The organism is Acidimicrobiales bacterium (assembly GCA_034521975.1).
Lineage (GTDB): Bacteria > Actinomycetota > Acidimicrobiia > Acidimicrobiales > SKKL01 > SKKL01.
Map to the genome: position 1 here is coordinate 421074 of JAXHLR010000003.1, position 23264 is coordinate 444337.

At 69.8% G+C, this 23264-nt stretch carries 27 protein-coding genes and 2 tRNA genes; 16 read left to right on the forward strand and 13 right to left on the reverse strand.

Going from position 1 to position 23264, the window contains the following annotated elements; translation table 11 throughout:
* The first annotated feature begins 62 nt into the window (after window positions 1-62).
* Window positions 63-725, forward strand: a complete 663-nt coding sequence (locus U5K29_04120; GenBank protein ID MDZ7677716.1) for a hypothetical protein — start codon at window positions 63-65, stop codon at window positions 723-725.
* Between the two features lie 30 nt (window positions 726-755).
* On the opposite strand, the gene U5K29_04125 is transcribed toward U5K29_04120, so the two are convergent.
* Together U5K29_04125 and U5K29_04130 are read right to left on the reverse strand one after the other, a co-directional pair.
* Window positions 756-1499, reverse strand: coding sequence for a SigB/SigF/SigG family RNA polymerase sigma factor (locus U5K29_04125; GenBank protein ID MDZ7677717.1), 744 nt, complete (start codon window positions 1497-1499; stop codon window positions 756-758).
* On the reverse strand, window positions 1496-1873 hold the full coding sequence (locus U5K29_04130; GenBank protein ID MDZ7677718.1) for a hypothetical protein: 378 nt from the start codon (window positions 1871-1873) through the stop codon (window positions 1496-1498). Before U5K29_04130 ends, U5K29_04125 begins: the two co-directional genes overlap by 4 nt.
* A gap of 147 nt (window positions 1874-2020) precedes the next feature.
* On the opposite strand from U5K29_04130, the gene U5K29_04135 reads away from it, so the two are divergent.
* Window positions 2021-2230 (forward strand): hypothetical protein, encoded by a 210-nt coding sequence (locus tag U5K29_04135; GenBank protein ID MDZ7677719.1) that lies wholly within the window; start codon window positions 2021-2023, stop codon window positions 2228-2230.
* A gap of 17 nt (window positions 2231-2247) precedes the next feature.
* On the opposite strand, the gene U5K29_04140 is transcribed toward U5K29_04135, so the two are convergent.
* Window positions 2248-2550: an STAS domain-containing protein gene (locus U5K29_04140; GenBank protein MDZ7677720.1), complete on the reverse strand. Its 303-nt coding sequence runs from the start codon at window positions 2548-2550 to the stop codon at window positions 2248-2250.
* Between the two features lie 254 nt (window positions 2551-2804).
* On the opposite strand from U5K29_04140, the gene U5K29_04145 reads away from it, so the two are divergent.
* The 4 genes from U5K29_04145 to U5K29_04160 are packed head-to-tail and all read left to right on the forward strand — an operon-like array spanning window position 2805 to window position 7285.
* The gene (locus U5K29_04145) at window positions 2805-4574 is read left to right on the forward strand and encodes a diguanylate cyclase (protein ID MDZ7677721.1); all 1770 of its coding nucleotides are present in this window, start codon (window positions 2805-2807) and stop codon (window positions 4572-4574) included.
* Between the two features lie 4 nt (window positions 4575-4578).
* Window positions 4579-5325: an ABC transporter ATP-binding protein gene (locus U5K29_04150; protein MDZ7677722.1), complete on the forward strand. Its 747-nt coding sequence runs from the start codon at window positions 4579-4581 to the stop codon at window positions 5323-5325.
* Between the two features lie 29 nt (window positions 5326-5354).
* Window positions 5355-6134, forward strand: a complete 780-nt coding sequence (locus tag U5K29_04155) for an ABC transporter permease (protein ID MDZ7677723.1) — start codon at window positions 5355-5357, stop codon at window positions 6132-6134.
* A 29-nt stretch (window positions 6135-6163) separates the two neighbouring features.
* On the forward strand, window positions 6164-7285 hold the full coding sequence (locus U5K29_04160) for a hypothetical protein (protein MDZ7677724.1): 1122 nt from the start codon (window positions 6164-6166) through the stop codon (window positions 7283-7285).
* Between the two features lie 14 nt (window positions 7286-7299).
* On the opposite strand, the gene U5K29_04165 is transcribed toward U5K29_04160, so the two are convergent.
* The 4 genes from U5K29_04165 to U5K29_04180 form a co-directional block, all read right to left on the reverse strand.
* Window positions 7300-7989 (reverse strand): hypothetical protein, encoded by a 690-nt coding sequence (locus U5K29_04165; GenBank protein MDZ7677725.1) that lies wholly within the window; start codon window positions 7987-7989, stop codon window positions 7300-7302.
* Between the two features lie 189 nt (window positions 7990-8178).
* Window positions 8179-8269 (reverse strand) — tRNA-Ser (locus tag U5K29_04170).
* A 42-nt stretch (window positions 8270-8311) separates the two neighbouring features.
* Window positions 8312-8396: transfer RNA gene (locus U5K29_04175), tRNA-Ser, on the reverse strand.
* Between the two features lie 382 nt (window positions 8397-8778).
* Complete coding sequence (locus U5K29_04180; protein MDZ7677726.1) at window positions 8779-8934, reverse strand: hypothetical protein; 156 nt, start codon at window positions 8932-8934, stop codon at window positions 8779-8781.
* Window positions 8935-9063: 129 nt separating this feature from the next.
* Between U5K29_04180 and U5K29_04185 the strand changes: the two genes are divergently transcribed.
* Window positions 9064-10170 (forward strand): EAL domain-containing protein, encoded by a 1107-nt coding sequence (locus tag U5K29_04185; GenBank protein ID MDZ7677727.1) that lies wholly within the window; start codon window positions 9064-9066, stop codon window positions 10168-10170.
* Between the two features lie 21 nt (window positions 10171-10191).
* Here U5K29_04185 and U5K29_04190 read toward each other — a convergent pair whose 3' ends face one another.
* The 3 genes from U5K29_04190 to pheA form a co-directional block, all read right to left on the reverse strand.
* Window positions 10192-10617 carry a hypothetical protein gene (locus tag U5K29_04190; protein ID MDZ7677728.1) on the reverse strand — a complete coding sequence of 142 codons (426 nt, stop codon included), beginning with the start codon at window positions 10615-10617 and terminating at the stop codon, window positions 10192-10194.
* Window positions 10618-10734: 117 nt separating this feature from the next.
* Window positions 10735-11238, reverse strand: coding sequence for a hypothetical protein (locus U5K29_04195; GenBank protein MDZ7677729.1), 504 nt, complete (start codon window positions 11236-11238; stop codon window positions 10735-10737).
* A gap of 12 nt (window positions 11239-11250) precedes the next feature.
* The gene (pheA, locus tag U5K29_04200) at window positions 11251-12219 is read right to left on the reverse strand and encodes a prephenate dehydratase (GenBank protein MDZ7677730.1); all 969 of its coding nucleotides are present in this window, start codon (window positions 12217-12219) and stop codon (window positions 11251-11253) included.
* Window positions 12220-12238: 19 nt separating this feature from the next.
* On the opposite strand from pheA, the gene larB reads away from it, so the two are divergent.
* The 7 genes from larB to U5K29_04235 all read left to right on the forward strand — a co-directional run bounded on the left by larB (window position 12239) and on the right by U5K29_04235 (window position 17789).
* Window positions 12239-13012, forward strand: a complete 774-nt coding sequence (larB, locus tag U5K29_04205; GenBank protein MDZ7677731.1) for a nickel pincer cofactor biosynthesis protein LarB — start codon at window positions 12239-12241, stop codon at window positions 13010-13012.
* Window positions 13009-14265, forward strand: a complete 1257-nt coding sequence (larC, locus tag U5K29_04210) for a nickel pincer cofactor biosynthesis protein LarC (GenBank protein MDZ7677732.1) — start codon at window positions 13009-13011, stop codon at window positions 14263-14265. The genes larB and larC overlap by 4 nt, the downstream gene beginning before the upstream one ends.
* A gap of 48 nt (window positions 14266-14313) precedes the next feature.
* The gene (locus tag U5K29_04215) at window positions 14314-15030 is read left to right on the forward strand and encodes an MBL fold metallo-hydrolase (protein MDZ7677733.1); all 717 of its coding nucleotides are present in this window, start codon (window positions 14314-14316) and stop codon (window positions 15028-15030) included.
* Window positions 15031-15179: 149 nt separating this feature from the next.
* Window positions 15180-15932, forward strand: a complete 753-nt coding sequence (locus U5K29_04220) for a hypothetical protein (protein ID MDZ7677734.1) — start codon at window positions 15180-15182, stop codon at window positions 15930-15932.
* A gap of 275 nt (window positions 15933-16207) precedes the next feature.
* On the forward strand, window positions 16208-16576 hold the full coding sequence (locus U5K29_04225; GenBank protein ID MDZ7677735.1) for a transglycosylase SLT domain-containing protein: 369 nt from the start codon (window positions 16208-16210) through the stop codon (window positions 16574-16576).
* Window positions 16577-16777: 201 nt separating this feature from the next.
* On the forward strand, window positions 16778-17101 hold the full coding sequence (locus tag U5K29_04230; protein ID MDZ7677736.1) for a hypothetical protein: 324 nt from the start codon (window positions 16778-16780) through the stop codon (window positions 17099-17101).
* A gap of 139 nt (window positions 17102-17240) precedes the next feature.
* Window positions 17241-17789 carry a hypothetical protein gene (locus U5K29_04235; protein MDZ7677737.1) on the forward strand — a complete coding sequence of 183 codons (549 nt, stop codon included), beginning with the start codon at window positions 17241-17243 and terminating at the stop codon, window positions 17787-17789.
* A gap of 6 nt (window positions 17790-17795) precedes the next feature.
* On the opposite strand, the gene U5K29_04240 is transcribed toward U5K29_04235, so the two are convergent.
* Window positions 17796-19139, reverse strand: a complete 1344-nt coding sequence (locus tag U5K29_04240; protein ID MDZ7677738.1) for a GH1 family beta-glucosidase — start codon at window positions 19137-19139, stop codon at window positions 17796-17798.
* 71 nt (window positions 19140-19210) lie between these two features.
* Between U5K29_04240 and U5K29_04245 the strand changes: the two genes are divergently transcribed.
* Window positions 19211-19951 (forward strand): hypothetical protein, encoded by a 741-nt coding sequence (locus U5K29_04245; protein ID MDZ7677739.1) that lies wholly within the window; start codon window positions 19211-19213, stop codon window positions 19949-19951.
* A 14-nt stretch (window positions 19952-19965) separates the two neighbouring features.
* Here U5K29_04245 and U5K29_04250 read toward each other — a convergent pair whose 3' ends face one another.
* Window positions 19966-20481 (reverse strand): DUF3830 family protein, encoded by a 516-nt coding sequence (locus U5K29_04250; protein MDZ7677740.1) that lies wholly within the window; start codon window positions 20479-20481, stop codon window positions 19966-19968.
* A gap of 82 nt (window positions 20482-20563) precedes the next feature.
* Here U5K29_04250 and U5K29_04255 point away from each other — a divergent pair, with 82 nt between their 5' ends.
* Window positions 20564-21817 (forward strand): aspartate aminotransferase family protein, encoded by a 1254-nt coding sequence (locus tag U5K29_04255; GenBank protein ID MDZ7677741.1) that lies wholly within the window; start codon window positions 20564-20566, stop codon window positions 21815-21817.
* 27 nt (window positions 21818-21844) lie between these two features.
* On the opposite strand, the gene U5K29_04260 is transcribed toward U5K29_04255, so the two are convergent.
* The gene (locus U5K29_04260; GenBank protein ID MDZ7677742.1) at window positions 21845-23263 is read right to left on the reverse strand and encodes an aldehyde dehydrogenase family protein; all 1419 of its coding nucleotides are present in this window, start codon (window positions 23261-23263) and stop codon (window positions 21845-21847) included.
* Window position 23264: the final 1 nt, after the last annotated feature.

Genomic DNA, 23264 nt, shown 5'->3' on the forward strand with positions numbered 1-23264 from the left:
GGTTTCTCAGGCCGCGCCCGAGGGTAGACGGTGCCCGAAGCAGAGCCCGAGGAGGAGCAGCGGTGTCGGACACCGAACCCACGCGCGACACCGAGCGGGTCGCCGAGGACGTTGCCGGGGAGACCAGTGCCGATGCGGTGGACCCGGTGGCCCCCGAGCGCAGTGAGCTCCCGCCCCTGAAGGAGCTGAACGCCTTCGCCACCTACGACGACCCGCAACGCGCCCGTGACGCGGTCGTCTCCCTCGAACGCGCAGGGATCGACGGTGCCAGCATCTCGGCGCTGGCTCTCGACACCTCCGGCGGAGCCGCGGCGGGTGACGAGTCGACCATGGGGGCGACCGTGGAGCGCGATCGCGAGATGCTGGGAAAGGTCGGTTCCGATGTCGGCCATGGTGCCGCTATCGGAGCGGTGGCCGGCGCCCTCGGCGGTGCCGCCATCGCCGTGGCCGTCCCCGGATTGGGCACGGTGCTCGGGGCGGGGATGTTGGCTGTCGCCGCCGGCGGTGCTGCAGCCGGCACCAGCGTCGGCGGATTCGCCGGGGCGGTGGCAGGAACGCCGTCGAGCCCCGGTTGGGAGCAGGCGCTCATCGACCTCGACGACGGTCGGGTGGTCGTCGGTGCGCACCACGACGAGCGGGAGTCGCACGACGCCGCGGTCGCCGCGCTCAACGACACCGGGGCGCTGTCGCTGCGCTGTGTCGATCCCGAGGGCCAGCCCTGCTGAGCGAGCGCAACCGGGGGCGAGGCCGGCCGGTCAGCTCGACCCGCCGAGCTGGGCCCGCAGGTCGGTCAGGGTCCTCCGCAGCAGCCGCGACACGTGCATCTGGCTCACCCCCAGCCGCTCGCCGATCTCTGACTGCGACAGGTTGTGCTCGAAGCGCAGCCGGATCATCTCGCGCTCACGCTCGGGCAGTTGGGAGACGAGGTCGACGAGGGTGACCCGATCCGCCGCCCGCTCCAGGGCCGGGTCGGCTTTGCCGAGCTGATCGGACAGTGGGGCCCCCTCGCTGTCGCCGACCGGTGCCGACAACGACGCCGCCCGTCGCGCCGAGTCGGCTTCCATCGCCATCATCACGTCGTCGGGAAGCACGTCGAGCCGGTCGGCGATCTCGCTGATCGTCGGTGCCCGACCGAGCTCGTGGGTGAGCTCCTCGGAGATCCGCTTCACCGACTGCTGCAGGTCGTGGGCTCGTCGGGGGACGCGGACGTCCCAGAGGTGGTCGCGGAAGTGCCGCTTCAACTCGCCGCTGATCGTCGGCTCGGCGAAGGTGGAGAACTTGAACCCGCGGTCCGGGTCGAAGCGCTCGACCGCCTTCAACAGCCCGAGCTGGGCCACTTGGAACACGTCATCCCAGGGCAAACTGCGGTTGGGAAACCGGCGGGCGACCCGTTCGGCCACATGGCGGTGGGCTTCGATGAGCTGGTTGCGCAGCCGCCGGCTCCCGGTTCGGCGGTACTCCACGAACGCCGCGTCGATGTCGAAGGTGGGCTCGCTCACGACTTCGTCTTGGCGAAGCGGAACTTGGCGCTCGATCCGTCGACGCCGACCTCGTAGTCGTCGACGACGGTGGCGAGGATCTGGCCGGTGAGCTCGGGCAGGGACCCGACATCGACGCTCCCACCATCGGCCACACCGCAGCTGCCTTCGACCACCAGCTTGTCGCCGTCGCTTCGCCCCACCAGCTCGATGTGGCTACCGGTCGAGCACAGGTCGAGCAGGACGAAGCACAGCTCGTCGACCGCGATCCGCACGTCCTCGACCTCGTCGAGGTCGAAACCCAGATCATCACCGAGAGTGGCGACGAGGGTGCGGGCCAGTCGGACCCGCTCGGTGGACGCAGGAAAGCGCAGGGTCACGGTGTTGTCGGCCACGGTGGGTCCTCTCGCAAGCGGAGTCGGCGGCGGGGATGGTCACAGTCTGGCCGGTCCGGCTTCACGTGCCCACCTCACCTGGTTTGTCTCGGCGGGTGGCGGGTAGTTCGACAGTGATCGACCCCCCAACCCACCAGGAGCGACACGATGTCTGATCCGGCCGATGACCTCGTCGACGACACGACCCGTTCGGTCGAAGAAGAGGAAGCCCACCAGCAGGGCGGTGCCGACCGACCGCCGACCTCGAAGGAGGAGGGGCTCGCGGAGAGCACCGATCCCGATCCCGAGGTGGCCGAGGCCTACAAGGAAGCCACCGAGCGGGGCGCCGAGGCCAAGGGCGAGGGCCGCATCGACTGATCGCCAGGCGACGCGGCTCAGGTGACGCCGAAGGTCTCGAGGAGCCCCGTGATCTCCAGCACCCTCCGCACGCTCGAACCGGCGTTGCGGATCGTCAGCTCGCCGTCGCGGTCGACCACCTCTTGGCGGACGCGGAGCAGCTCGGAGATCGCCGAGGAGTCGATGAACCCGAGGTCGGAGGCGTCGATCACCACCGAACGGGCGTCGTGGCCCGTCGCGCCGAGGACGGCTTTTCCCAGTTCCGAACAGTTGTGGGCGTCGAGCTCGCCTTCGATGGTCACGACCACTTGGGCGTCGTTCCGATCAACGTTGATGTTCATCCTGCCCCGTTCGTTCGCTGTGACTCGTAGTGCACGATACCGGCCCTGACCACCGCTCGGTTTGACCGCCACGCTCCGGGGCAGGAGTCAGCTGTCCCGGAACCTCCCGACTCCCGGAACCACGCGTTATCACCGCGTGGTCGTCGTTCGCGTCTAGCGTGATGAACGGCAGTTCGCCCCCGCCCTTCTGCGGCGTGCGAGGCTGTCCCGGATCCTGAACCGCTACGACCCCAGCCGGAGGAGAACGGTGCATCGTGAGCAGCTTCGCTGACGACCCGAGCGCCATCCTCGACCGGTTGTCGGACCCAGTCGTCGTCGTCGATGACCGCATGGTCATCACCAGCGCCAACCAGGCCACCGCCGACCTCGTCGGTGCTGCTGGGCCTGGCGATCTCATCGGCCGTGTCGGCACCGAGTGGGTGCACGAACCCGACCGCGTCGACGCCGCCGAACGCTTGGCCACCGTCGCCGACGGCGAGGACCGGTCGCCGGTGTCGCTGCGGGTGGTCCGGTTCGATCAGTCGGTGGCGTGGGTCGAGGTCACCGGCGCCATCGTCTCCGCTCCGCTTGAACCGACCCGGGTGGCGCTCAGTCTCCGCAACGTCGACTGGCGACACGCGGCCGACCTCGATGCCGCGAGGGTGGTACAGCGGTCGCACTCGCTGGTCTCTGCCGCCCTCCTGCTCCAGGCCCTGCCTCCCGGTGGGCTGTCGGAGGCGCTCGAGACCGTCGTCGAGAGCGTCGGTTCGGCGGTGAGGGCCGATGTGGTCGCGGTCCACGAGGTGGTCCACGACGGTGGTTCCATGACGCTGCGGGCCCGGTGGGTGACGGGCCGGGCTGCAGAAGCGACCCGAAACCTGCCGGTCAGGAGCGTGGCGCTCGACCAGGTCCCCAACTGGGTCAACGCCCTCAACACCACCCGCTCGGCGGTCGAGGTCGTCGACGACCGCTTGGCGATCCAGGCCGAACTGACCCGTGTCGAGCCCGCCATCACCGAAGGTCTGACCCTGGCCCTCCAACCCGGCGAGCGGCTGCTCGGCGCGCTCACGGTGGGCACCGGTCCTGACCGCAGGTTGTCCAGCGACGAGCGCGACTACCTCGAACATGCGGCGGAGATCATCGGGGTGGCGTTCCAGCGCGAGCGCAGCGACCGGACCCTGGTCGAGAGCGAGGCGATGTTCCGGGACCTGTTCGAGAACAGCAGCGCCATCATGTACCTCATCGACCCGGTGAGCCTGCGCATCGTCGACGCCAACGAGGCGGCGACCAGCTTCTACGGCCACGAGCGGCGCGACATGGCAGGGATGGACCTGCACGAGCTGACCGTCCACAGCCGTGCCGAGCTCGCCGAGCTGGTGAGAGAGGCCCGCACCGGTGGGAGCACGACGATCATCGACGAGCAGCAGCTGCTGGCCGACGGCGATGTCCGCACCGTCGAGATCCACTCCACACCGATGAACCTGGGAAGCCGCCCCCTCGACCTGGCCATCGTCCAGGACGTCACCGACCAGCGCCGCGCCGTCGCCAGGTTGGAACGCCTCGCATCGACCGACGATCTCACCGGAGCACTCAACCGGCGCCGCTTCCTCGAGGCCGTCCCCGAGGAGATCGAGCGCACTGCCCGCTATCGCCACGATCTCACGCTGTTGGTGCTCGACCTCGACCACTTCAAGTCCATCAACGACGAGTGGGGGCATCTGGCGGGCGACGCCGTGCTCGTGGAGTTCGCCCGGATCTGCTCGGGGTTCCTGCGCTCCTCGGATCGATTCGCCCGGATGGGGGGTGAGGAGTTCGCCCTGCTGTTGCCCGAGACCGGCCTCGACGAGGCAGCGCTGATCGCCGAACGCATCAGGGCGGCCACCGAGGCGATCGTCGTGGCCGAGGTCGAATGCTCTCCCGTGTGCACGGTCAGCATCGGCGCCGCCCAGTGGCGTGAGGGATGGGACGAGGATGATCTCTTCGCCGAGGCTGATCGCAAGCTCTACCGCGCCAAGCAGGCGGGGCGGAACCGTTCCGAGGTCTGACCAGGTGGGCTCACCGCAGCCCCCGGTGCTCCACGTGGATGCCGCTACCCGCCGGTTCCCCGACGGCACCGTTGCGCTCGACCGGTTCGACCTCACCGTCGCGCGCTCCGAGCTGGTGTCGGTGGTCGGGCCGTCGGGCTGCGGAAAGACCACCTTGCTGCGACTCTGTTCGGGGCTCGACGAGCCGAGCGAGGGCGCCGTCCAGCGGTGGGTCGATCAGGTGGCCCACGTGTTCCAGGAGCCGGCCCTGTTGCCGTGGCGCTCGGTGCTCGGCAACGTCGAGCTCGCTGGGGAGCTGGCCGGGGTGGACCGATCCAAGAGGCGGGCGACCGCACGGTGGGCGTTGGATGCGGTCGGGCTGGACGACGTCGAGCAGCTGCTTCCCTCGCAGATGTCGGTGGGCATGCGGATGCGTGCCTCGTTGGCGCAGTCGCTCACCTCTGCTGCCGGACTGTTCCTGTTGGACGAGCCCTTCGCCGCGGTCGACGAGATCACCAGGGGCAAGCTCCAGGATCTGTGGTCGGGCCTGTTCGCCGAGCTGGGGGTTGCCGGTGTGTTCGTCACCCACTCGATCCCCGAAGCGGTCTACCTCGGCACCAGAGTTCTCGTCCTCTCAGTCCGCCCGGCGCGGGTGGCGGCCGAGATCGAGGTCCCCTGGACCCATCCCCGGGATCCCGAGCTTCGCTTCGACCCGGCGTTCGCGCAGCTCTGCGGGCAGGTCCACCAAGCGCTCGAAACGGGGGCCCGATGAGCCGCCGTTCGATTCGGGAGCTCCGGACGGTGCCACCTCTCGGGGTGCTGGTCGGCGTCATCGGCCTCTGGTACACCATCACCTATCTGGTACTCGAGCCCCACCGACGGTTCCTGCTCCGGGCGCCGCACGAGGTGGTGGCCGTGGGGTTCGCCGACCGGGACAACCTCTCCGAGATCATCGAGGGAGCGTGGTTGACCGCTCAGGTCGCGGCGCTCGGCCTCGTTCTCGCCGTGGCCATCGGCGTCGGGGTGGCAGTGCTGATGAGTCGCGCCCCCTGGGTCGAGCGCTCGCTCTATCCCTACGCCGTGGCCCTCCAAGCGGTTCCGATCCTGGCCATCGTTCCCCTCATCGCCTTGTGGTTCGGATACGGCTTCGGTGCACGCGTCGTGGTCTGTGTGATCATCTCGCTGTTCCCGATCATCGCCAACACCCTCTTCGGCCTGCTGTCGGTGCCCCCGCCGCTGCACGATCTGTTCTCGCTCCACCGGGCTTCGCCGCGGGATCGTCTCTGGAAGCTGCAGTTGCCCCACGCGTTGCCATCGTTCTTCGTCGGGGTGCGGATCTCGTCGGGGTTGTCGGTGGTTGGCGCCATCGTCGGCGACTTCTTCTTCCGCCAGGGACCGCCAGGGTTGGGCCAGCTGATCGATCGGTACGGAGCACGGCTTCGCAGCGAGGAGCTGATCGCGGCCATCATCGTGGCGTCGCTGCTCGGTGTCGCTGCCTTCTGGCTCGCGGGCTGGGTCCAGCGTCGGGTGGTGGGACACTGGCACCACGAGTTCCGTCCCGTCGACCCAAGCCTTCGATGAACCTGCCCCCATCCGTCTCTTGGCACCTCTTGCGTCTGACCGCCCTGGGAGTGCTGGCCGTCCTCGCCCTCGTGGCCGTGGGCTGCACCGACGACGATCCGTCACCGTCCGATCGAGCCGAGGGGCCGCTCACGGGCATCTGTCCCGACCCGCTGGTGATCCAGACCGACTGGTACCCCGAAGCCGAGCACGGCTCGGTCTACCACCTGCTCGACCGCGACCACCTCCGGATCGAGACCGACACCATGAGGGTGACCGCACCGATGGTCTCCGGCGGCGAGCCCATGGGAGTCGACCTCCAGGTCCGGGTCGGTGGCCCGGCCATCGGTTTCCAGCAGGTCGCCGCCCAGATGCACGCCGATCGAGACGTCGTTCTCGGCTTCGTCGGCACCGATGAGGCGATCCAGACCAACAGCCGGTTCCCCACGGTTGCCGTCGTCGCCCCGCTCGAGATCAGCCCGCAGATGATCATGTGGGACCCCGAGACCTATGACGTCGACACCATCGCGGAGCTTCCCGACGACACGGTGGTCAACGTGTTCGGACCCGATGCCTACCTCGATCACCTGGTCGGCAGCGGCATCGTCGATCGCGATCAGCTCGACGGCGGCTACACCGGCACACCGGCTCGGTTCGTCGCCGCCGACGGCACGATCGCTCAACAGGGGTTCGCCACCGCTGAGCCCTACAGCTACGAGCGCCTCATCGACGAGTGGGGGCGCCCGGTGCGCTTCCAGCTCATCCACGACACCGGCTGGGAGGTCTATGCCCAGGCTCTGGCGGCACGACCAGACGCGATCGAGGACCACGCCGACTGCCTCGAACAGCTGGTGCCCGCCATCCAGCAGGCCATCGTCGACTACGCCACCGAGCCCTCGGCCACCAACGCGGTCATCTCCGATCTCGCCGACCGCTACGACGATGGTTGGGTCTACGAGGAAGAGCTGGCCGACTGGTCGGTCGACCAGCAGCGGTCGCTCGGCATCGTCGGCAACGGGCCCGACGACACCGTGGGCGACTTCGACCTCGAGCGGGTGCAGGGGGTGCTCGACACCGCCGTGCCGGTGATGGAGATCGGTCACGACCTCACGCCGGAGGACCTGGTCACCAACCGCTTCATCGACCCCGGCATCGGGTTGCCGTCGGGCTGAGCCGCGAGCAGGGGTCAGCGTCGGTGTTCGAGGCTGGCGTGCACGGCCCGGGCGCGGGGGATGAAGTCGGGGAGCGCATGGATGAGCGCGACCCGTTCGTAGTCGCGGCGAGGCGCCACCAGGTGAGCGGTGGCACCGAGGGCGAACGAGCGTCGCTCCGCCTCGGGCGACGCGGTCTCGGCCAGAACGATCACCGGCAGCGAGTCGAACCGGGTGTCGCTGCGGAGGATCTCGAGCAGCCGGTGGGCCTCGGGCATGTCGACCCCGACGACCGCGACATCGGGCATCGGCCGCCGAAGGAGCGCGCCGGTGCTGCGCTCGAGGCGGGAGAGCGCCTCGTCGACCCCGTCGGCCGGCTCGACCGCGACGTCGAGCACGCTCTCGATCGCGGCGCGGGTGAAGGCATCGGCCCGGTCGGTGTCGGACTCGACCAGCAGGACCCGCAGGTGACGCCCGTAGGAGAGCCGGGTGACCCGCCAGGCCTCGGGCACATCGTCGGCAGCCTCGTCGGCGAGGGGGTCGGCGGAGACCAACTCGTGGTCGCCCGGATCGGATGGGTCGGCGGGGTGGCTGCCGTTGGATGCCGCGGCATCGACCGGGGCCAAGGGGTCAGCGCCATCGAGGTCGGGAAGATCTGGTACGTCGAGCGCGTCGACGAAGGACTCGTCGGTCCCTGCCATCGCGTGGTCGCGCTCGCTGTCCATGTCCAGCATCCTCCGGTTCGCCCCGTACTGCGTACATCGGTCAGTGGGTGGGGTCAGTTGAGGAATGAGGTGGTCCGAACGACCCGGGTTCGGTTGAGGCGCCACTCTAGGCCGTTTGGCCTATGCCGTGCACGGAACGGGTGCCGGACGCGGTCCACCCCCGGCCGATGGCCGGGGGTGGACTCGGAGCGGAGAGGGTGGGATTCGAACCCACGGCCAGGGTTACCCCCAGCACCTCCTTAGCAGGGAGGCCCGTTCGACCAGACTCCGGCACCTCTCCGTGTGACTCGTCGATGCTAGTGCAGCAGCGCCGAGATGCGAGCGGAGGGAGGGGGATTCGAACCCCCGGAGGGTTGCCCCTCAACGGTTTTCAAGACCGTCGCAATCGTCCACTCTGCCATCCCTCCAAGACCACAAAAACCAGGTCAGAACACCTTTCCGGCGACGAATTGTTTCTGACAGCTGGGGGCTGCCACCGTCGCTGCCACCGTGTCACTGTCTGGACGTCGGATCGAGGCCATGGCAGGCACGATACGCGAACGCGGACCCGGTCAGTGGCAGCTACAGGTCTATGTCGACGGGCGACGACGCGCCCGCACCATCCGCGGCACCAAACGTGACGCCCAGCGAGCCCTCCCCGAGTTCATCGTCGAATGCCGCAACCAGGCCGGGTCCACACTCGACGACACGACCACCGTCGCCGAGGTCCTCGAACGCTGGCAACACACCAAAGCCTCGACCGGGCACCCTCCACCGCCGGAGAGACCCGCCGGCGAATCGGCCGCGACATCACCCCAGCGAGGTATGAACGAGCGCGCTGCTTGCCGTCCAGGTGCACACGTCGCAACGTCGCCATGGCGGTGCGGCGCCGATCACATCGAACGGCGCTTCGCCCTGTGACCCGTCGACAGGATCCTGGTCGGTAAGTTTGATGGCTTCGCTCATTCAGTTGGCGTTGGTGCCGACCGGCACAGTGTGAACCCCCCAACGCCCCCCGACTCGGTGGGCGGGCAAGGTGGCTCGATCAGGAGTCACCTGCTGGAATCCACCGCGCAACGCGCCACCCTGACAGGGGTGACCCTCGTCGCGCTCATGGTGCTGCTCGCATGGATCGTCTGCTACGGGGCCGGTGGCTCCCAAACCGTGGCCCCCCACATCTTCTATGTGCCGGTGATCCTCGCCGCCGTCCGCTTCGGTCCCTGGGGCGCCCTCGCCGCGGGCCTGGCTGCAGGGTTCGCCGCGGGGCCCCTACTACCTCTCGACGTCGCTGCCGGCACCAGCCAAGAACCGCTCAACTGGGGGCTGCGGGCAGGTGCGTTCATCCTCATTGGCGAACTGGCCGCGTTCCTGACGATCCACTCACGACCGTCGATTCGCGGCCAGATAGCCAAGACCGTCATGCGCCGCGACCTTCGACACGCGCTCGATGCCCGCCACCTTCATGTCCAGTACCAACCGATCGTGGATCTCTCCACTCGCCGCATCGTCGGCGCCGAAGCCCTGGTGCGCTGGACCGATCCCGATCGAGGACCCAGGTACCCCGACGAGTTCATCCCCCTTATCGAAGACGCCGGGCTCGCGCACCTGGTGTCGGACTTCATGCTCGACGAGGTCAGCCACCAACTCCGCGAGTGGCGCTCCATCGGTCTGATCGACGCCGACACCGGATTCAAGCTGGCGATCAACGTGTCTGGCACAGAGCTGCAAGGTGACCGGCTCGAGAACAAGGTTCGCGACACCGTGATCGGCTCCCGGATCCCGGCCGCGTGGATCCACCTCGAGGTCACCGAGACCGCCCTCATCGACGACCTGGACGTCGCGGTGCGTGGCCTGCAGCGCCTCCGCGGTGTCGGCGTGCGACTCGCGATCGACGACTTCGGAACCGGGGAGTCGTCGCTGCGCTACCTTCACAGGTTCCCGGTCAACACCGTCAAGATCGACCGATCGTTCATCACCGCGCTGGTCGACGATGAACGTGGCCGATCCATCGTCGCTGCGGTCGTCTCCCTCGCCTCTGACATGGGTCTGGTCACCATCGCCGAAGGCGTCGAGACCCACGCCCACGCGCAGATCCTCGCCGAGCTCGGCTGCGACATGGCCCAGGGTTATCACTTCAACCGACCACTGCCTCCAGCAGAGTTCGAACGGCAGCTCCGCGGCCGGACCACTCGCCGCACCTGACCAGCGAACCTCTGAAGAGATCTAGAACGGCTGCGGCTCTGTCGGTGCCGGTGCTCGACCGCCGATAGCGGCTGCCAGCAGCGCGACCCCGGCAGCCAAGGCGAGCCAGGCGCCCGCGCCTGCTCGATGCAGATCGGCGAACTCGTTCGACTGCTCGACGGCGAGGTTGAAGCCGTGATACCCGGCGATCGCTGCCATCGCCCCACTGGCCCGCATGGCGCCAACCGCACGAGTGTTGTCGACCGGTTCGACCTTCTGGATCAAGGGGAACAACAAGAATGTGGCGATCGCCAGGCATCCGGCTGCGAACCTCCCGTCGTCAATCTCGATGCCCGAGAGCTCGACCCGGCCGAAGGCGAGCACCACCCGCCAGGGCAGGAACAGCGATACGACTCCGCCCACAGCGCCGCCGATCGCCGCCCAGCTCCACCACGGCCGATCGTTCACCTCTGCCACCGTTCTGCCACCGTCATGGCCTCTGGTCCTGTCAGACCGGGTCGAGGCGCGCAGCGCGACCACCGAGAACTCGGGGGAGCAGCGAGACGGTCCCGTCCGATCCGGTGGTCACAGGCCGTGTGATCGAGCCGACGCTTCGAGCCCCACCGCGACGAGGGCAGCGGACACGACGACCCCGACCAGGGCGAGCAGGCCCACCGCACCGTGGTCGGCCCAGTCGGCGGCCGGGCCGACGGGAGCGGCCATCGCCCAGGAGGCGGCCACGACGGCCACGAGATCGATCGTCACGTGGTAGCGGCCGGGAGGGGCGGTGGAGGTGCCGATGCACCCGCACGGCACGTCGAGCCCACGGACCCGGTTGGCGATGATGAAGGCCACGAACCCGCCATAGAGCAGTGCCATCGCTGCCGCGGAGACCGACCCACCGCCAACGAGCACCCAGACGCCGACGCCGACCTCGATGAGCCCGAGGCCCCGACCGATCGCCTCACCGCTGGGAAGCCCGGCCGCGTCGAGCGCGGCGACGATCCCGGCAGGATCGACGACCTTGCGGGTCCCGGTCACCGCCAGGACCACGGCGGCGACGTGGACGACGAACGCGAGCACCGACACCGGCAGGCCGTCTCAGCGCCGCACCTGGCTCCTGAGCTGTTGCAACCAGTCGTCGGCGTCGCGCCAGGCGGCCTCGGCGTCACGCCGAACGCTGACCCCCTGATCGCCGGCAGCCGGGTACGAGCCCAGGAACTTGACCTCGGCCTGCTTGCTCTTGAGATCGCGCAGGCAGTCGGCCACCAGCTCGTCGTCGATGTGGCCCTCGAGGTCGATGATGAAGCAGTAGTCGCCCAGCCCCTTCTTGGTCGGGCGCGACTCGAGCTTGGTGAGGTTGATCGCCCGCGCCGCGAACTCCTGCAGGATCGACAGCAGGCTCCCCGGACGGTCGGCCCGCTGGAAGATCACGATCGAGGTCCGATCGTGGCCGGTCGGGGCGGGGATCCCGTGGGCCGACACCGCGACGAACCGTGTCTGGTTGCCGGGGTGGTCCTCGATCTCCTCGGCCAGCACCTTCAGGCCGTAGACCTCGGCGGCGAGCGCAGTGCCGACCGCCGCCTCCGTGGGATCCTCGTGCTCGGCCACCAGCCGCGCCGCCTCCGCGGTGGAGTTGGCGGCCTCGGTGACCACGCCGGGCAGTCGGGTGAGCAGGAAGTTGCGGCACTGGGCGGTGGCCACCTGGTAGGACGCGACCCTGGTGATGGACTCCAGGTCGGCGTCGGGCAACCCCAGCAGGTTGAGCGACACGTCGATGACGACCTCGCGCTGGATGTAGAGGTCGGCCTCGAAGGCGAGGGTGTCGAGGGTGACCGTGACCGAACCCTCGATGGCGTTCTCGATGGGCACGAACCCGAGGTCGACCACACCGCCGGCGGTGGCCGCGAGCACGTCGGAGATGGTGGGCATCGCCGTCATCGACAGCGCGGCCAGGTCGGGTTGGGACAGCAAGGCCTGCTGGGTGAAGGTCGCCTCCGGTCCCAGATAGGCCACCGTGGCGGCGTCGAGTGGCGGTGAGGGCGATGGCGATGCAGCGGGAGGCGTCACGGGGCGACAGGATAGTGAGGTGGACCACCAGGCTCTGAGAGAGTTGCTCGACGAGGTCGAGCGAGGCGAGCTGTCGCCCGCCGCCGCCGCCACCCGACTCGCCCGTCTGCCCTTCGTCGACATCGGCGTGGCCAAGGTCGATCACCACCGCGCGCTGCGCCAGGGCGTGGTCGAAGCCGTCTACGCGCCGGGCAAGGCTCCCGAGGTGTGTGCAGGGATCGTCGGCGAGCTCCTGGACGGTCTCGACACGGGTCCGGTGCTGCTCACCAGGGCCGACGACGACCAGGTCAAGGCGGTGCTCGCCGCCCATCCCTCGGGCGTGGTGCACCGCAGCACCGTGGTGTGGCGACCGGCGGCGCTGCGCCCGGACCGAGTGGTCGTGGCCACCGCCGGCACCGCGGATCAGCCTGTCGCCGACGAGTGCATCGCCACCCTCGGGGCGTTGGGGTTCGACCCCGTGCGTCTGACCGATGTTGGCGTGGCGGGCATCCACCGGCTGCTCGCCCACGTCGACGTGCTCACCGAGGCCGACGCCGTGGTGGTCATCGCCGGCATGGAGGGTGCTCTGGCCAGCGTGGTCGGGGGAATCGTTGCCGCTCCGGTCGTGGCGGTCCCCACCAGCGTCGGGTACGGCGCCGGGCTCGAAGGCGTGACCGCGCTGCTGGGCATGCTCGCCAGCTGCGCGGCGGGCGTGAGCGTGGTCGGCATCGACAACGGCTTCGGGGCGGCCATGGCCGTGTCCCGTGCGCTCCCCGGGCCGCGCCCGCCGACCGAGGGCGTTGATCGCCGGTGACCACGCCCGGCCCGCAGCGAACGATCGCCTGGTTCCACTGCTTCGGCGGTATCGCGGGCGACATGGCGTTGGGGTCGTTGCTCGATGCCGGCGCTGACCTCGACGAGGTGCGCGACCTGTGCGAGACGTTGCCCGTCGGCGGCTGGCGGCTCGAGGCCGAACCGGTGCTGCGCAACGGCATCGCGGGCACCAAGGCCCATGTCATCGCCGAGACCACCAACGTGGTCCGCACCGCGGCCCACATCACCGCCATGCTCGACGAGGCCGTGCTCCCCGATCGGGTCCGCCATCGCGCCCACGCCATCTTCTGGGCACTGGCCGAGGCCGAGGGTCGCCTCCACCGCCAGCCGCCCGAGCAGGTCCACTTCCACGAGGTCGGCGCGGTCGACGCCATCATCGACATCGTCGGCACCTGCGCCGCGCTCGAGGTGCTCGGTGTCGACGAGGTGGCCTGCAGTCCCGTCGCCCACGGTCTGGGCACGATCCGCGCCGCCCACGGGGTACTGCCCAACCCACCGCCCGCGGTGGTCGAGCTGCTCCGGGGCGCTCCGACCGTGGGGCTCGATCTGCCCTACGAGCTCACCACCCCCACCGGTGCTGCCATCGTGGCCGCGTTGGCGGTCGAGTGGGGACCGCTGCCGGACATGACCGTCGCCGCGTCGGGGTTCGGTGCCGGTACCCGCGAGCTCGAGGACCGGCCGAACCTCACCCAGGTGGTGATCGGTACCCGGTCGGTCGTGCGCGAACGGGGCCAGCCGGTGGTGCTGCTCGAGGCCAACCTCGACGACGCCACCGGCGAGGTGCTGGCAGCGGCGGTGGCCGCGCTGCTCGATGCCGGTGCCCACGACGCCTGGATCACCCCGGTGGTGATGAAGAAGGGCCGCCCGGGCCACGTGGTGAGCGCCTTGGCCGATCCCGCGCTGGTCGATCAGGTGGCCACGGCGATGGTGGCGGGTACCGGCTCGCTCGGCGTGCGGGGAACCCGCATCGAGCGCTGGCCCCTGGCCAGGGTCGAGGGCGAGGTCGAGGTCGACGGAGAGCCGATCCGGGTGAAGGTCAGCCCCGGCAGGGTCAAGGTCGAACACGACGACGCCGCCAGGGCGGCCAGGGCCATCGGTCGCCCACTGCGCGAGGTGCTGGCCAGGGCCGAGGCCGAGGGTGCGGCCCAGGTGGCAGCCGGCGACGAGCGGGCCGGCGACGAGCTGGACGAGGGGCCCCCTTCCCACGACCCCGATGGAGGCGACTCTGCGTGAGGCCCGCCGTGGACGTGGCCGGCCCGGCTGTTCCGTAGGCTGGGAGGCATGGACGATCGTGTGTACTTCCGCCAGCTGCTCGCCGGGCGCGACATCGCCGTCGGCGACCCGCTCGCCACCCAGATGGTCAACTTCGTCTACCTGATCGGCGACACCGAGACCGGCGAGGCCGTCGTGGTCGACCCGGCCTATGACATCGAGGGCATCTGCAACCTGGTCGACGCCGACGGCATGACCCTCACTGGCGCCCTCGTCACCCACTACCACCCCGACCACATCGGTGGATCGATGATGGGCTACGGCATCCAGGGGGTGGCCGAGCTGCTCGCCCACCGGCCGGTACCGGTCCACATCCAGGAGCCGGAGACCGCCGGGGTCATGAAGATGACCGGTGCGTCGGCCAGCGATCTGGTGCAGCACGCGTCCGGCGATCGGGTGGCGGTGGGCGAGCTGCCCATCGAGCTCATCCACACACCCGGACACACCCCGGGCAGCCAGTGCTTCCTGGTCGACGGACTGCTGGTGTCGGGCGACACCTTGTTCCTCGAGGGCTGCGGTCGCACCGATCTGCCCGGCGGCGACGCCCGCGAGCTCTACTACTCGCTCACCCAGCGCCTGGCCAAGGTCCCCGACGACACCGTGCTGTACCCGGGGCACCTGTACTCGCCCGATCCCTCCGCTCCCTTGGGCGAGATCCGCCAGCACAACTTCGTGTTCCGCCCATCGTCGGTCGAGCAGTGGATGACGATGTTCGGCGGCGCGTGAGGGTGTCCAACATCGCCCCAGACGGTTGATCTAGAGTGACGTGGCGCGGGTAGGGGCCATCAGAGACGGAGGCTCCCCCACACGTGGCGCGCACTGCGAAGAACTCAACCTGGCCACTACACCTGCCGAAGAGACACCGTATGAGCGCGGTGTCGAACTCCGAGGGCGACCACCCGCGAGCGGTCGAACCGCCACGGTGGCCCTCGGCCCGCGCCACCGGCACCTCGCCTGCCGGATGGCTCCTCGGCGAGCGCAGCACCCGGGCCGACGAGCTCGTCGAGCTCCGTCGCCGCCTCGAGGAGGCCGAGCGACGCGCGGTCGATGCCGAGGGAGCGCTTCCCCACCTGTTGGCACTGGGCCAGCGGACCGTCAACGGCTTGCTGGGCGATGCTCGGACACGGGGTCGCGCCATCATCGAAGAGGCCCGTGAGCAGGCAGCACGCGAGGTCGCGGCCGAGCGGAGGGCGCTGGCCGAGGAAGCGGCCGAGCTCGATGCCCTGCGCATGGCGGTCGCCGCCGAGGCGATGGGCCTCGAACAGATACGTGCCGAGCTGGACTCGAAGGTCGCGGCCGTGCAGCTCCGGGCCGGCGCGGACCAGCAGCCGGCTCTCGATGTGGGTGCCACCCCGGCCGTGGCCGACCCCGCTGCTCGTCTGTTGCCCCCTCCGCCGCCGCGGACCGAGCTCGCCGAGGTGGGTATGGACACCGACGAGGCCGAGCCGGACAGCGGCAGTGCCTCGCCGCGTGGGCCGAGTCCGTCGTCGCGCTTCGCCGACGCCTGGGCCGCCGATGAGGACGAGATGATGGTCGAGGCCTTCGACCGGTTCTTCGCCGCGGAGATCAACCGCGACCCGATGCGGGACTCGGTCCTCGAGGCCGACCGCACCCGCGCCTCGGGCTGAACGGTTCGGCTGCCTCGGGACGGGCGGTGGAGCTGTGACCGAAATCATGACAGTTGTGTTGCGATCAGATTGCGTTTTGCTCTCGGCTCGACCATACTGACCGCTGTCGTGTACGGCGCCCTGAGCGCGTACCCATAGCCCGCCCGGTGGTCCACCGGGTCGGCGACATCGCCTCCCCCGATGATCGCTGCACCGCCGCCTCGTTCCTGCTGGCGCCTCCCGAACCCGGGTGTGCCACGAAGCGCCCTCAGGACGAGCCGAGAGGAGTTTCCCCCATGTTCACCCTGTCGCGCGTCCGTCGCGCTCTCGTTCCCCTGCTGCTGGCGCTCGTGCTCAGTGGCTGCGGCGCCGAGGACTTCATCCGCTATGCCTTTGCCGAGCGGGGTGCGACCGCTGTCCAACAGGACCAAGCGATCCGCGTCGCCCACTGCGAATCGACCCTCCGCCACGATGCCATCAGCCCCGGTGGTGGCAACTGGGGTCTGTTCCAGATCAACACCGTCCACCGTCAGCGGGTCGCCAACCTGGGCTACTCCTGGGATCAGATGCTGCTGCCGTTGGAGAACGCGCGGGTCGCGGCCGACATCTGGGCAGAGCAGGGTTGGGGCCCATGGAGCTGTGCGCGCATCGTCGGCATCCGTTGACCTGACCCTCTCCTCCTCCCGGCACCGCGAACACCCTGCTCAGTCCGCATCCTCAGCGGGGCGAACCCGGGGCCGATAGGGTCGGCATCGAACCTCCCGGGGCCCGCAGTGGCCTCGATCGTCGCTACCGGGTTGCCGGGTCGTTCGACCACTGGTCGACGAGGGCCCGCGCGACCGAGCACGGGCATGGAGGTAGGGACCATGGGAGCACGTCACCGGCAGCGGAAGGCCGACCAGGCCGCGTTCGCCACCGAGGCACGTGAGCTGCGCAAGGCCCAGCACCGAGCGCAGCGCCACGCCGTGCATCAGACGTTGCACGAGTCGGCCGTCGACGAGCTCGACGACGTCGTCCTGCCCGAACCCAAGGCCACCCGATCTCGCATCGAACCTGGCGAACGTGACATCGCTCCCAGCACCGGGGCCACCTTCAAACCGTGGAAGCAGCCGTTCTGGAAGCGCCGGCGCAACGACCGCCGGGCCAAGGAACTGGCCTACCGCCGGCTCGCCACCGGGGACGGGATCTGAAGCGGGGCCTCTCGACGGGTCGTTCCACCACCATGGGTGACAGCTCGGGCGCGGCGCGTGATCCGTTCGACCTACCTGCGGTATCCTGTGGTGGTGGATGCGCCGTCGGGCGATCCGCACCGTCGAATCAGGAGGAGCCATGTCCGCGACCACCAAGCCCACACCGGGCTCGGCCGCGGCCATCCTCGAAGTCGCGGTCCACTCGGTGGCCGAGGGCCGATACCGACATGCACGTCTGACCTTGCTGCGGGCAGCGGCCTCCGCGCTGCTTCCCGACATCGTCGAGCTCGTGAACGATGCCAGCACCGCGGCCGATCTCCCCGCAGGGCTCACTCCCGCCACGGTCATCGAGCGCGGCAAGCCGCCCATGCTGCCCGGCTGGCTGGACGCGGCCCTCGACGTCGAGATCGCCCGGATCTGTGCCGGTTCGCCCGTGGCCGAGCCCACCCCCGACCAACTGGTGGCCCGCATCACCGGTGCGGTGTGCATCGACGTCTGCGCCGACATCCATGAGGCCGCAGCTCGGGCTGATGTCGACGCCGCTGGCGAACACGGTCCCGAGGACGTCGCGGCGGCCATCCACCATCGTCACCGGATGCTCGACCTCGACTCCTCCGAGGTCATCCACCTCGAGGCCGATGCCCCTACGGGTTCGGGCAACGCCGGCGCCACCCCGCACAGCTCCTGAGCGGCGTCAGCGGGTGAGCACGCCGGTCCGCAGCAGGTCGGCGTACCAGAAGGCGCTCGACTTGAGCCGTCGCTCGTAGGTCTCGAAGTCGACCTCGACGATGCCGAAGCGCTTGGCGAACCCCTCGGCCCACTCGAAGTTGTCGAGCAGCGACCACACCAGGTAGCCCTCGATCGGTGCACCCTCGACCATCGCCCGGTGGACCTGGGCGATGTGGTCGTGCAGGAAGTCGATGCGATCCTGGTCGTCCACGTAGCCGTCGCGGCGCTCGGTGTCGGGCATGGCCGCCCCGTTCTCGGTGACGACCATGGTGTCGAAGCCGTAGGACTGGTGGAGGTCGATCAGCAGGTCGCCGAAGGTGGGCGGGTGGATCTCCCATCCCATCTCGGTCGTCGGTTGCCGCCAGCTGTCGTCGGCGGGCGGGTTGGTGAAGGCCACGTGGCGGGTGTAGTAGTTGACCCCGAGCACATCGATGGGTGCGCTGATGATGTCGAGGTCGCCGTCGAGCACCTCACGACGGTCCCAGCCGCGGTGGTGGTCGCTCCGCTCCGGGTAGCCCATTCCCGCGATCGGTTCGACGTACCAGCGGTTCTCGCGGTCGTTGATGCGCTCGGCCTCGGCCCGGTCGGCGTCGCTGCCGGTCCCGGGGACCGCGGGGGTGAAGTTCAACACGATGCCCACTCGCGACTCGGGTGCGGTCTGGCGCAGCCGTTCGACCGCGAGCCCGTGGGCCAGCAGCAGATGGTGGCTGGCGGCGAAGCCCTCGGCCTCGGAGGTGTGACCGGGAGCGTGGATGCCGAGCACGTGGCCGAGGTGGGCGGCGACGAACGGCTCGTTGAGGGTCAACCAGGTGCCGACGCGGTCGCCGAGGCGTCGGGACACCACCTCGGCATAGTCGGCGAAGGCGTAGGCCGTGTCGCGGACCGGCCACCCGCCGGCGTCCTGCAGGGCCTGGGGGAGGTCCCAGTGGTAGAGGGTGGGCAGCGGGGTGATCCCCTTGGCGAGCAGCGCGTCGACGAGGCGGTCGTAGAAGTCGAGCCCCGCCTTGTTCACCGTGCCGGTGCCGTTGGGGATCACCCGCGGCCACGAGATGGAGAACCGGTAGGCGTCGAGGCCGAGCTCGGCCATGAGGGTCACGTCCTCGGGCCACCGGTGGTAGTGGTCGACCCCATCGGCACCCGACGTACCGTCGACGATCCGGCCGGGTTCGGCGCAGAAGCGGTCCCAGATGCTCTCGCCCTTGCCGTCGACGTCGGCACCGCCCTCGATCTGATACGACGAGGTCGCCGCACCCCACACGAAGCCCGGCGGGAAGCGGGGCGGGTTGGTTCGCGCGGCGGTGTCGGTCATGCCCCCAGGGTGCCACGCGCCCGCTGTCATGCACCGGCCGAGCCACGACCTCGGGCGGTAGGGTCGGCGCGGTGAGTGACACGACCGATCGCCAGGTGCGGCTGGGGTTCCTCTACCCGGGATACTCGGCCGAGGACGACTATCCGACCATGGCCGCGCGCCTCGATCCCTCGCCCCACGTGCAGGTGGTCCACACCTCGGTCGGCGAGGACGCCCACCGGCTCGACGCCCTGCTCGACCTCGGCGGTCCGGGGCGTCTCGCTGACGGCGCCGCCCAGCTCGACGACGTCGACGTGGTGATCTGGGCGTGCACCTCGGGCAGCTTCGTGTTCGGGTTGGAGGGCGCCCGTGCCCAGGTCGAACCGGTGGCCGAGCAGATGGGTGTGCCCGCGTCCTCCACCTCGTTCGCCTTCGTCGAGGCCATCCGGTCGCTCGGCGTGGATCGGGTCGCGGTGGCCGCCACCTATCCGGCCGACGTGACCGCGGCGTTCGTGTCGTTCCTGGGCGAGGCCGGCATCGGTGTCGTGGCCTCCGATGCACAGGACATCATCACCGCCACCGAGGTCGGGACCTTCGACTCCGACCGGGTGCTCGACTTCGTCACCGCCGGCGATCACCCCGATGCTCAGGCCGTCCTGGTCCCCGACACCGCCCTGCACTCGGCCGCGGTGGTCGCCCAGCTCGAAGCGGCGTTGGCCAAGCCGGTGCTCACCGCCAACATCGTCACCATGTGGCACGCCCTCGCCCTGTCCGGTGGGTTGGCGTCGCTCCGCGGTGCAGACCGGCTCGGGTCGTTGTTCGACCGCGACTGATCCGATGCCGGCGGTCAGGACTGGAGAGACCCGTCCCGGCGTCGGAACTGCAGCGATTCGCCGATGGTGCCTTCGCGCCAGATGGCGTTGCCGGCGGCGGCCAGCTCGTCCAATCCGCTGATGACGGTGCCGAACACGTTGCCGGGCACCCAACCGATGTCGCCGTTGAGCAACAGGTTGTTGCGCTCGTAGAACACGGCCAAGTCGATGATCGAGTCGGCACCTGCGGTTCCCTCGTGGTCGGCGTAGCCGTAGGTGCTTGCGGGCAACATGCCGGCGCCGAACTCGAAGTAGACGAGGTCACCGGGGATGGGGGTGACCGTGGGGTGCTCGAGACCGATCGGTGCCGGGGCGAACGGTGGGACGAAGGTGTACAGCTCGTTGCGGGCGTACTTGGCGTGGAACATCTCGCCACCCTGGGGCAGGGCGTCCCACACCGCCTGGGCCGTGCGGGGAGCCTCGTGGTCGAGCAGTTGGGCCACCGCCACCACACCTCGCCCCGGCAGGACCACCTCTACTTCCCTCGGCACCTTCGCCCTCCTTCGTGGCTCCTTGTCTGCCACCCACATCATTGGTAGATTGTCGACAATCCTACCATGAAGGGACCGCACCATGGCGACCCGCTCCCCGCTGCTCACCCAGGCGACCCCGCTCCAGGCCGTGCGCGGCGAGGGCGTGTGGCTCTACGACGACGACGGCCGCCGCCACCTCGACTTCACCGCCGGCATCGGGGTCACCAGCACCGGTCACTGCCACCCGCGGGTGGTCGAGGCGATCCAACACCAGGCCGGGCAGCTCATCCACGGCCAGGTCACCACCGTCATGCACCCCCGCCTCGACGAGCTCACCGACGCGCTGTGTGCCGCGCTTCCCGGTACCGGTTCGGTGTTCGTCTCCAACTCGGGGAGCGAGGCCGTCGAGTCTGCGGTCCGCCTGGCGCGCCACGCCACCGGGCGTCCCAACATCGTCGCCTTCCAGGGTGGCTTCCACGGTCGCTCCATGGGTGCCGCGTCGCTCACCACCTCCAAGCTCGCGGTCCGTGCGGGGTTGCAACCCCTCATGGGCGGCGTCGTCCTCGCCCCGTTCCCCTACGCCTACCGCTACGGCTGGTCCGAGGAGGAGACCGTCGCCTTCTGCCTCCGCGAGCTCGACCAGATCCTGCTCACCACCACCGCCCCGGCCGAGACCGCGGCGATCATCATCGAGCCCGTCCTCGGCGAGGGCGGCTACGTGCCGGTCCCCGACTCGTTCATGGAGGGCCTGCGGGAGCGCTGCGACCGCCACGGGATCCTGCTCATCGCCGACGAGGTCCAGACCGGCGTCGGCCGCACCGGCCGGATGTGGGGCATGGACCACTCCGGGGTGCGGCCCGATGTCGTGATCACGGCCAAGGGGCTGGCCAGCGGCATGCCGCTGTCGGCCATCGTCTCCACCCCCGAGCTGATGTCGGCCGGGTTCCCCGGCTCCCAGGGTGGTACCTACGGCGGCAACCCGGTGGCCTGTGCGGCCGCGGTCGCCACCCTCGCCGTGGTCGAGGAGGAGGGCCTGGTCGACAACGCCGCCGCGCGTGGCGACCAGCTCATCGCCGGGTGCGGCGACCTCGCCTCCCGCCACCCGTCGATCGCCGACGTGCGGGGGCGCGGCCTCATGATCGGGCTCGAGCTCCGTGGTGCCGGCGCCCGTAGCGGGGGCGAGACGGTCCAGGACGTGCGGATGGCCGCCGCCGAGGCGGGACTGCTGCTGCTGCCCTGCGGGGCGACCGGTCAGGTGCTCCGGCTCATCCCGCCCCTGGTCGTTCAGGAGGCCGAGGTGTCGCTCGGCCTCGAGATGCTCGACGACGCGTTCAGCAAGGTCGAATCGGGCTGAGCTCCGTCGTGGTCACCGATCCGAACCTCAGGCCTGGAGGCTGATGAAGCGAAGGGTGGTCATCTCCTCGATGGCATAAGCCGGTCCCTCGCGGGTGTTGCCGGCGTCGCGGACCCCGCCGTAGGGCTGCTGGTCGCCGCGCCAGGTGGGGACCTCGTTGATGAGCACACCACCGAAGTCGAGCTCGCGGGCCGCCCGCAACGCCACCGACAACTCGTTGGTGAACACCCCGGCATGCAGACCGAACTCGCTGTCGTTGGCCAGATCGATCGCCTCGTCGAGATCGGCGTAGGACCGCACCGCCACGACGGGTCCGAACACCTCCTTGCGCCACAGGTCGCTGCTGGTGTCGACACCGTCGAACACGGTTGGCCGCAGCACGCCGTCCTCGACCACGCCGCCGGTCACGACGCGGCCGCCGGCCTGGGTGGCGGCGTCGACCCACGACTGGACTCGGTCGATCTCGCCGGCGGCGATCAGCGGGCCGACATCGGTCGCCTCGTCGAGCGGATCGCCGACCACCAGCTCGTCGGCGGCAGCGGCGATGGCGGCCACGAGGTCGTCGTGGACGTCCTGGTGCACCAGCAGGCGCTGCACCGAGATGCAGCTCTGGCCGGCGAACCCGAACGACGCCGGCACCGCCCGCTTGGCCACGTCGGCCACGTCGGCGTCGGGCTGGACGATCAGCGGCGAGTTCGATCCCAGCTCGAGCAGCACCCGCTTGCGGGGCGCCGCCGCGGCGATGCCCCAACCGACGGGGACCGACCCGGTGAAGGTCACCACCGCGGGGACGTCGTGCTCGACCAGGGGCGCACCCGCCTCGGCCCGGCGGTCGGTCACCACCGAGATCCAGTCGTTCGGCAACCCGGCGTCGACGAGCAGCTGGACCAGGGCGATGGCGGTGAGCGGGGTCTGGGGCGCGGGCTTGAGCACCACCGGGCACCCGGCGGCGATGGCGGGTGCCAACTTGTGCGCCACCAGGTTCAGGGGGAAGTTGAACGGCGAGATCGCAGCCACCACCCCGGCGGGTACCCGGAGCGCGAACCCGAGCTTTCCGGCGCCGCTGGCCGAGGCACCGAGCGGCACCACCTCGCCCCCGAGCTTGCGGGCCTCGGTGGCCGCGAAGGCGAAGGTGTCGACGGCGCGGGACACCTCGACCTTGGCGGTTCGGATCGGTTTTCCCGCCTCGGTGGCGATGGTGCGGGCCAGCTCGTCTGCCCGGTCGGCGATCAGCCGGGAGGCCGCGTCGAGGATCTCCGCCCGGCGGTGCTGGGGAAGATCGTCGCGGTGCAGCACCTGGCGCGCGTGCTCGCATGCTCGTTCCACCTCGGCCTCACCGCAGAGCGGAACCTCGGCGATGACCTCCTGGGTGAAGGGGTTGAGGACCTCGACCGACTCGGCGGTGGTGGTTGGTGTGCCGGCGATGGTGACGGGGGTCTGGTCCATG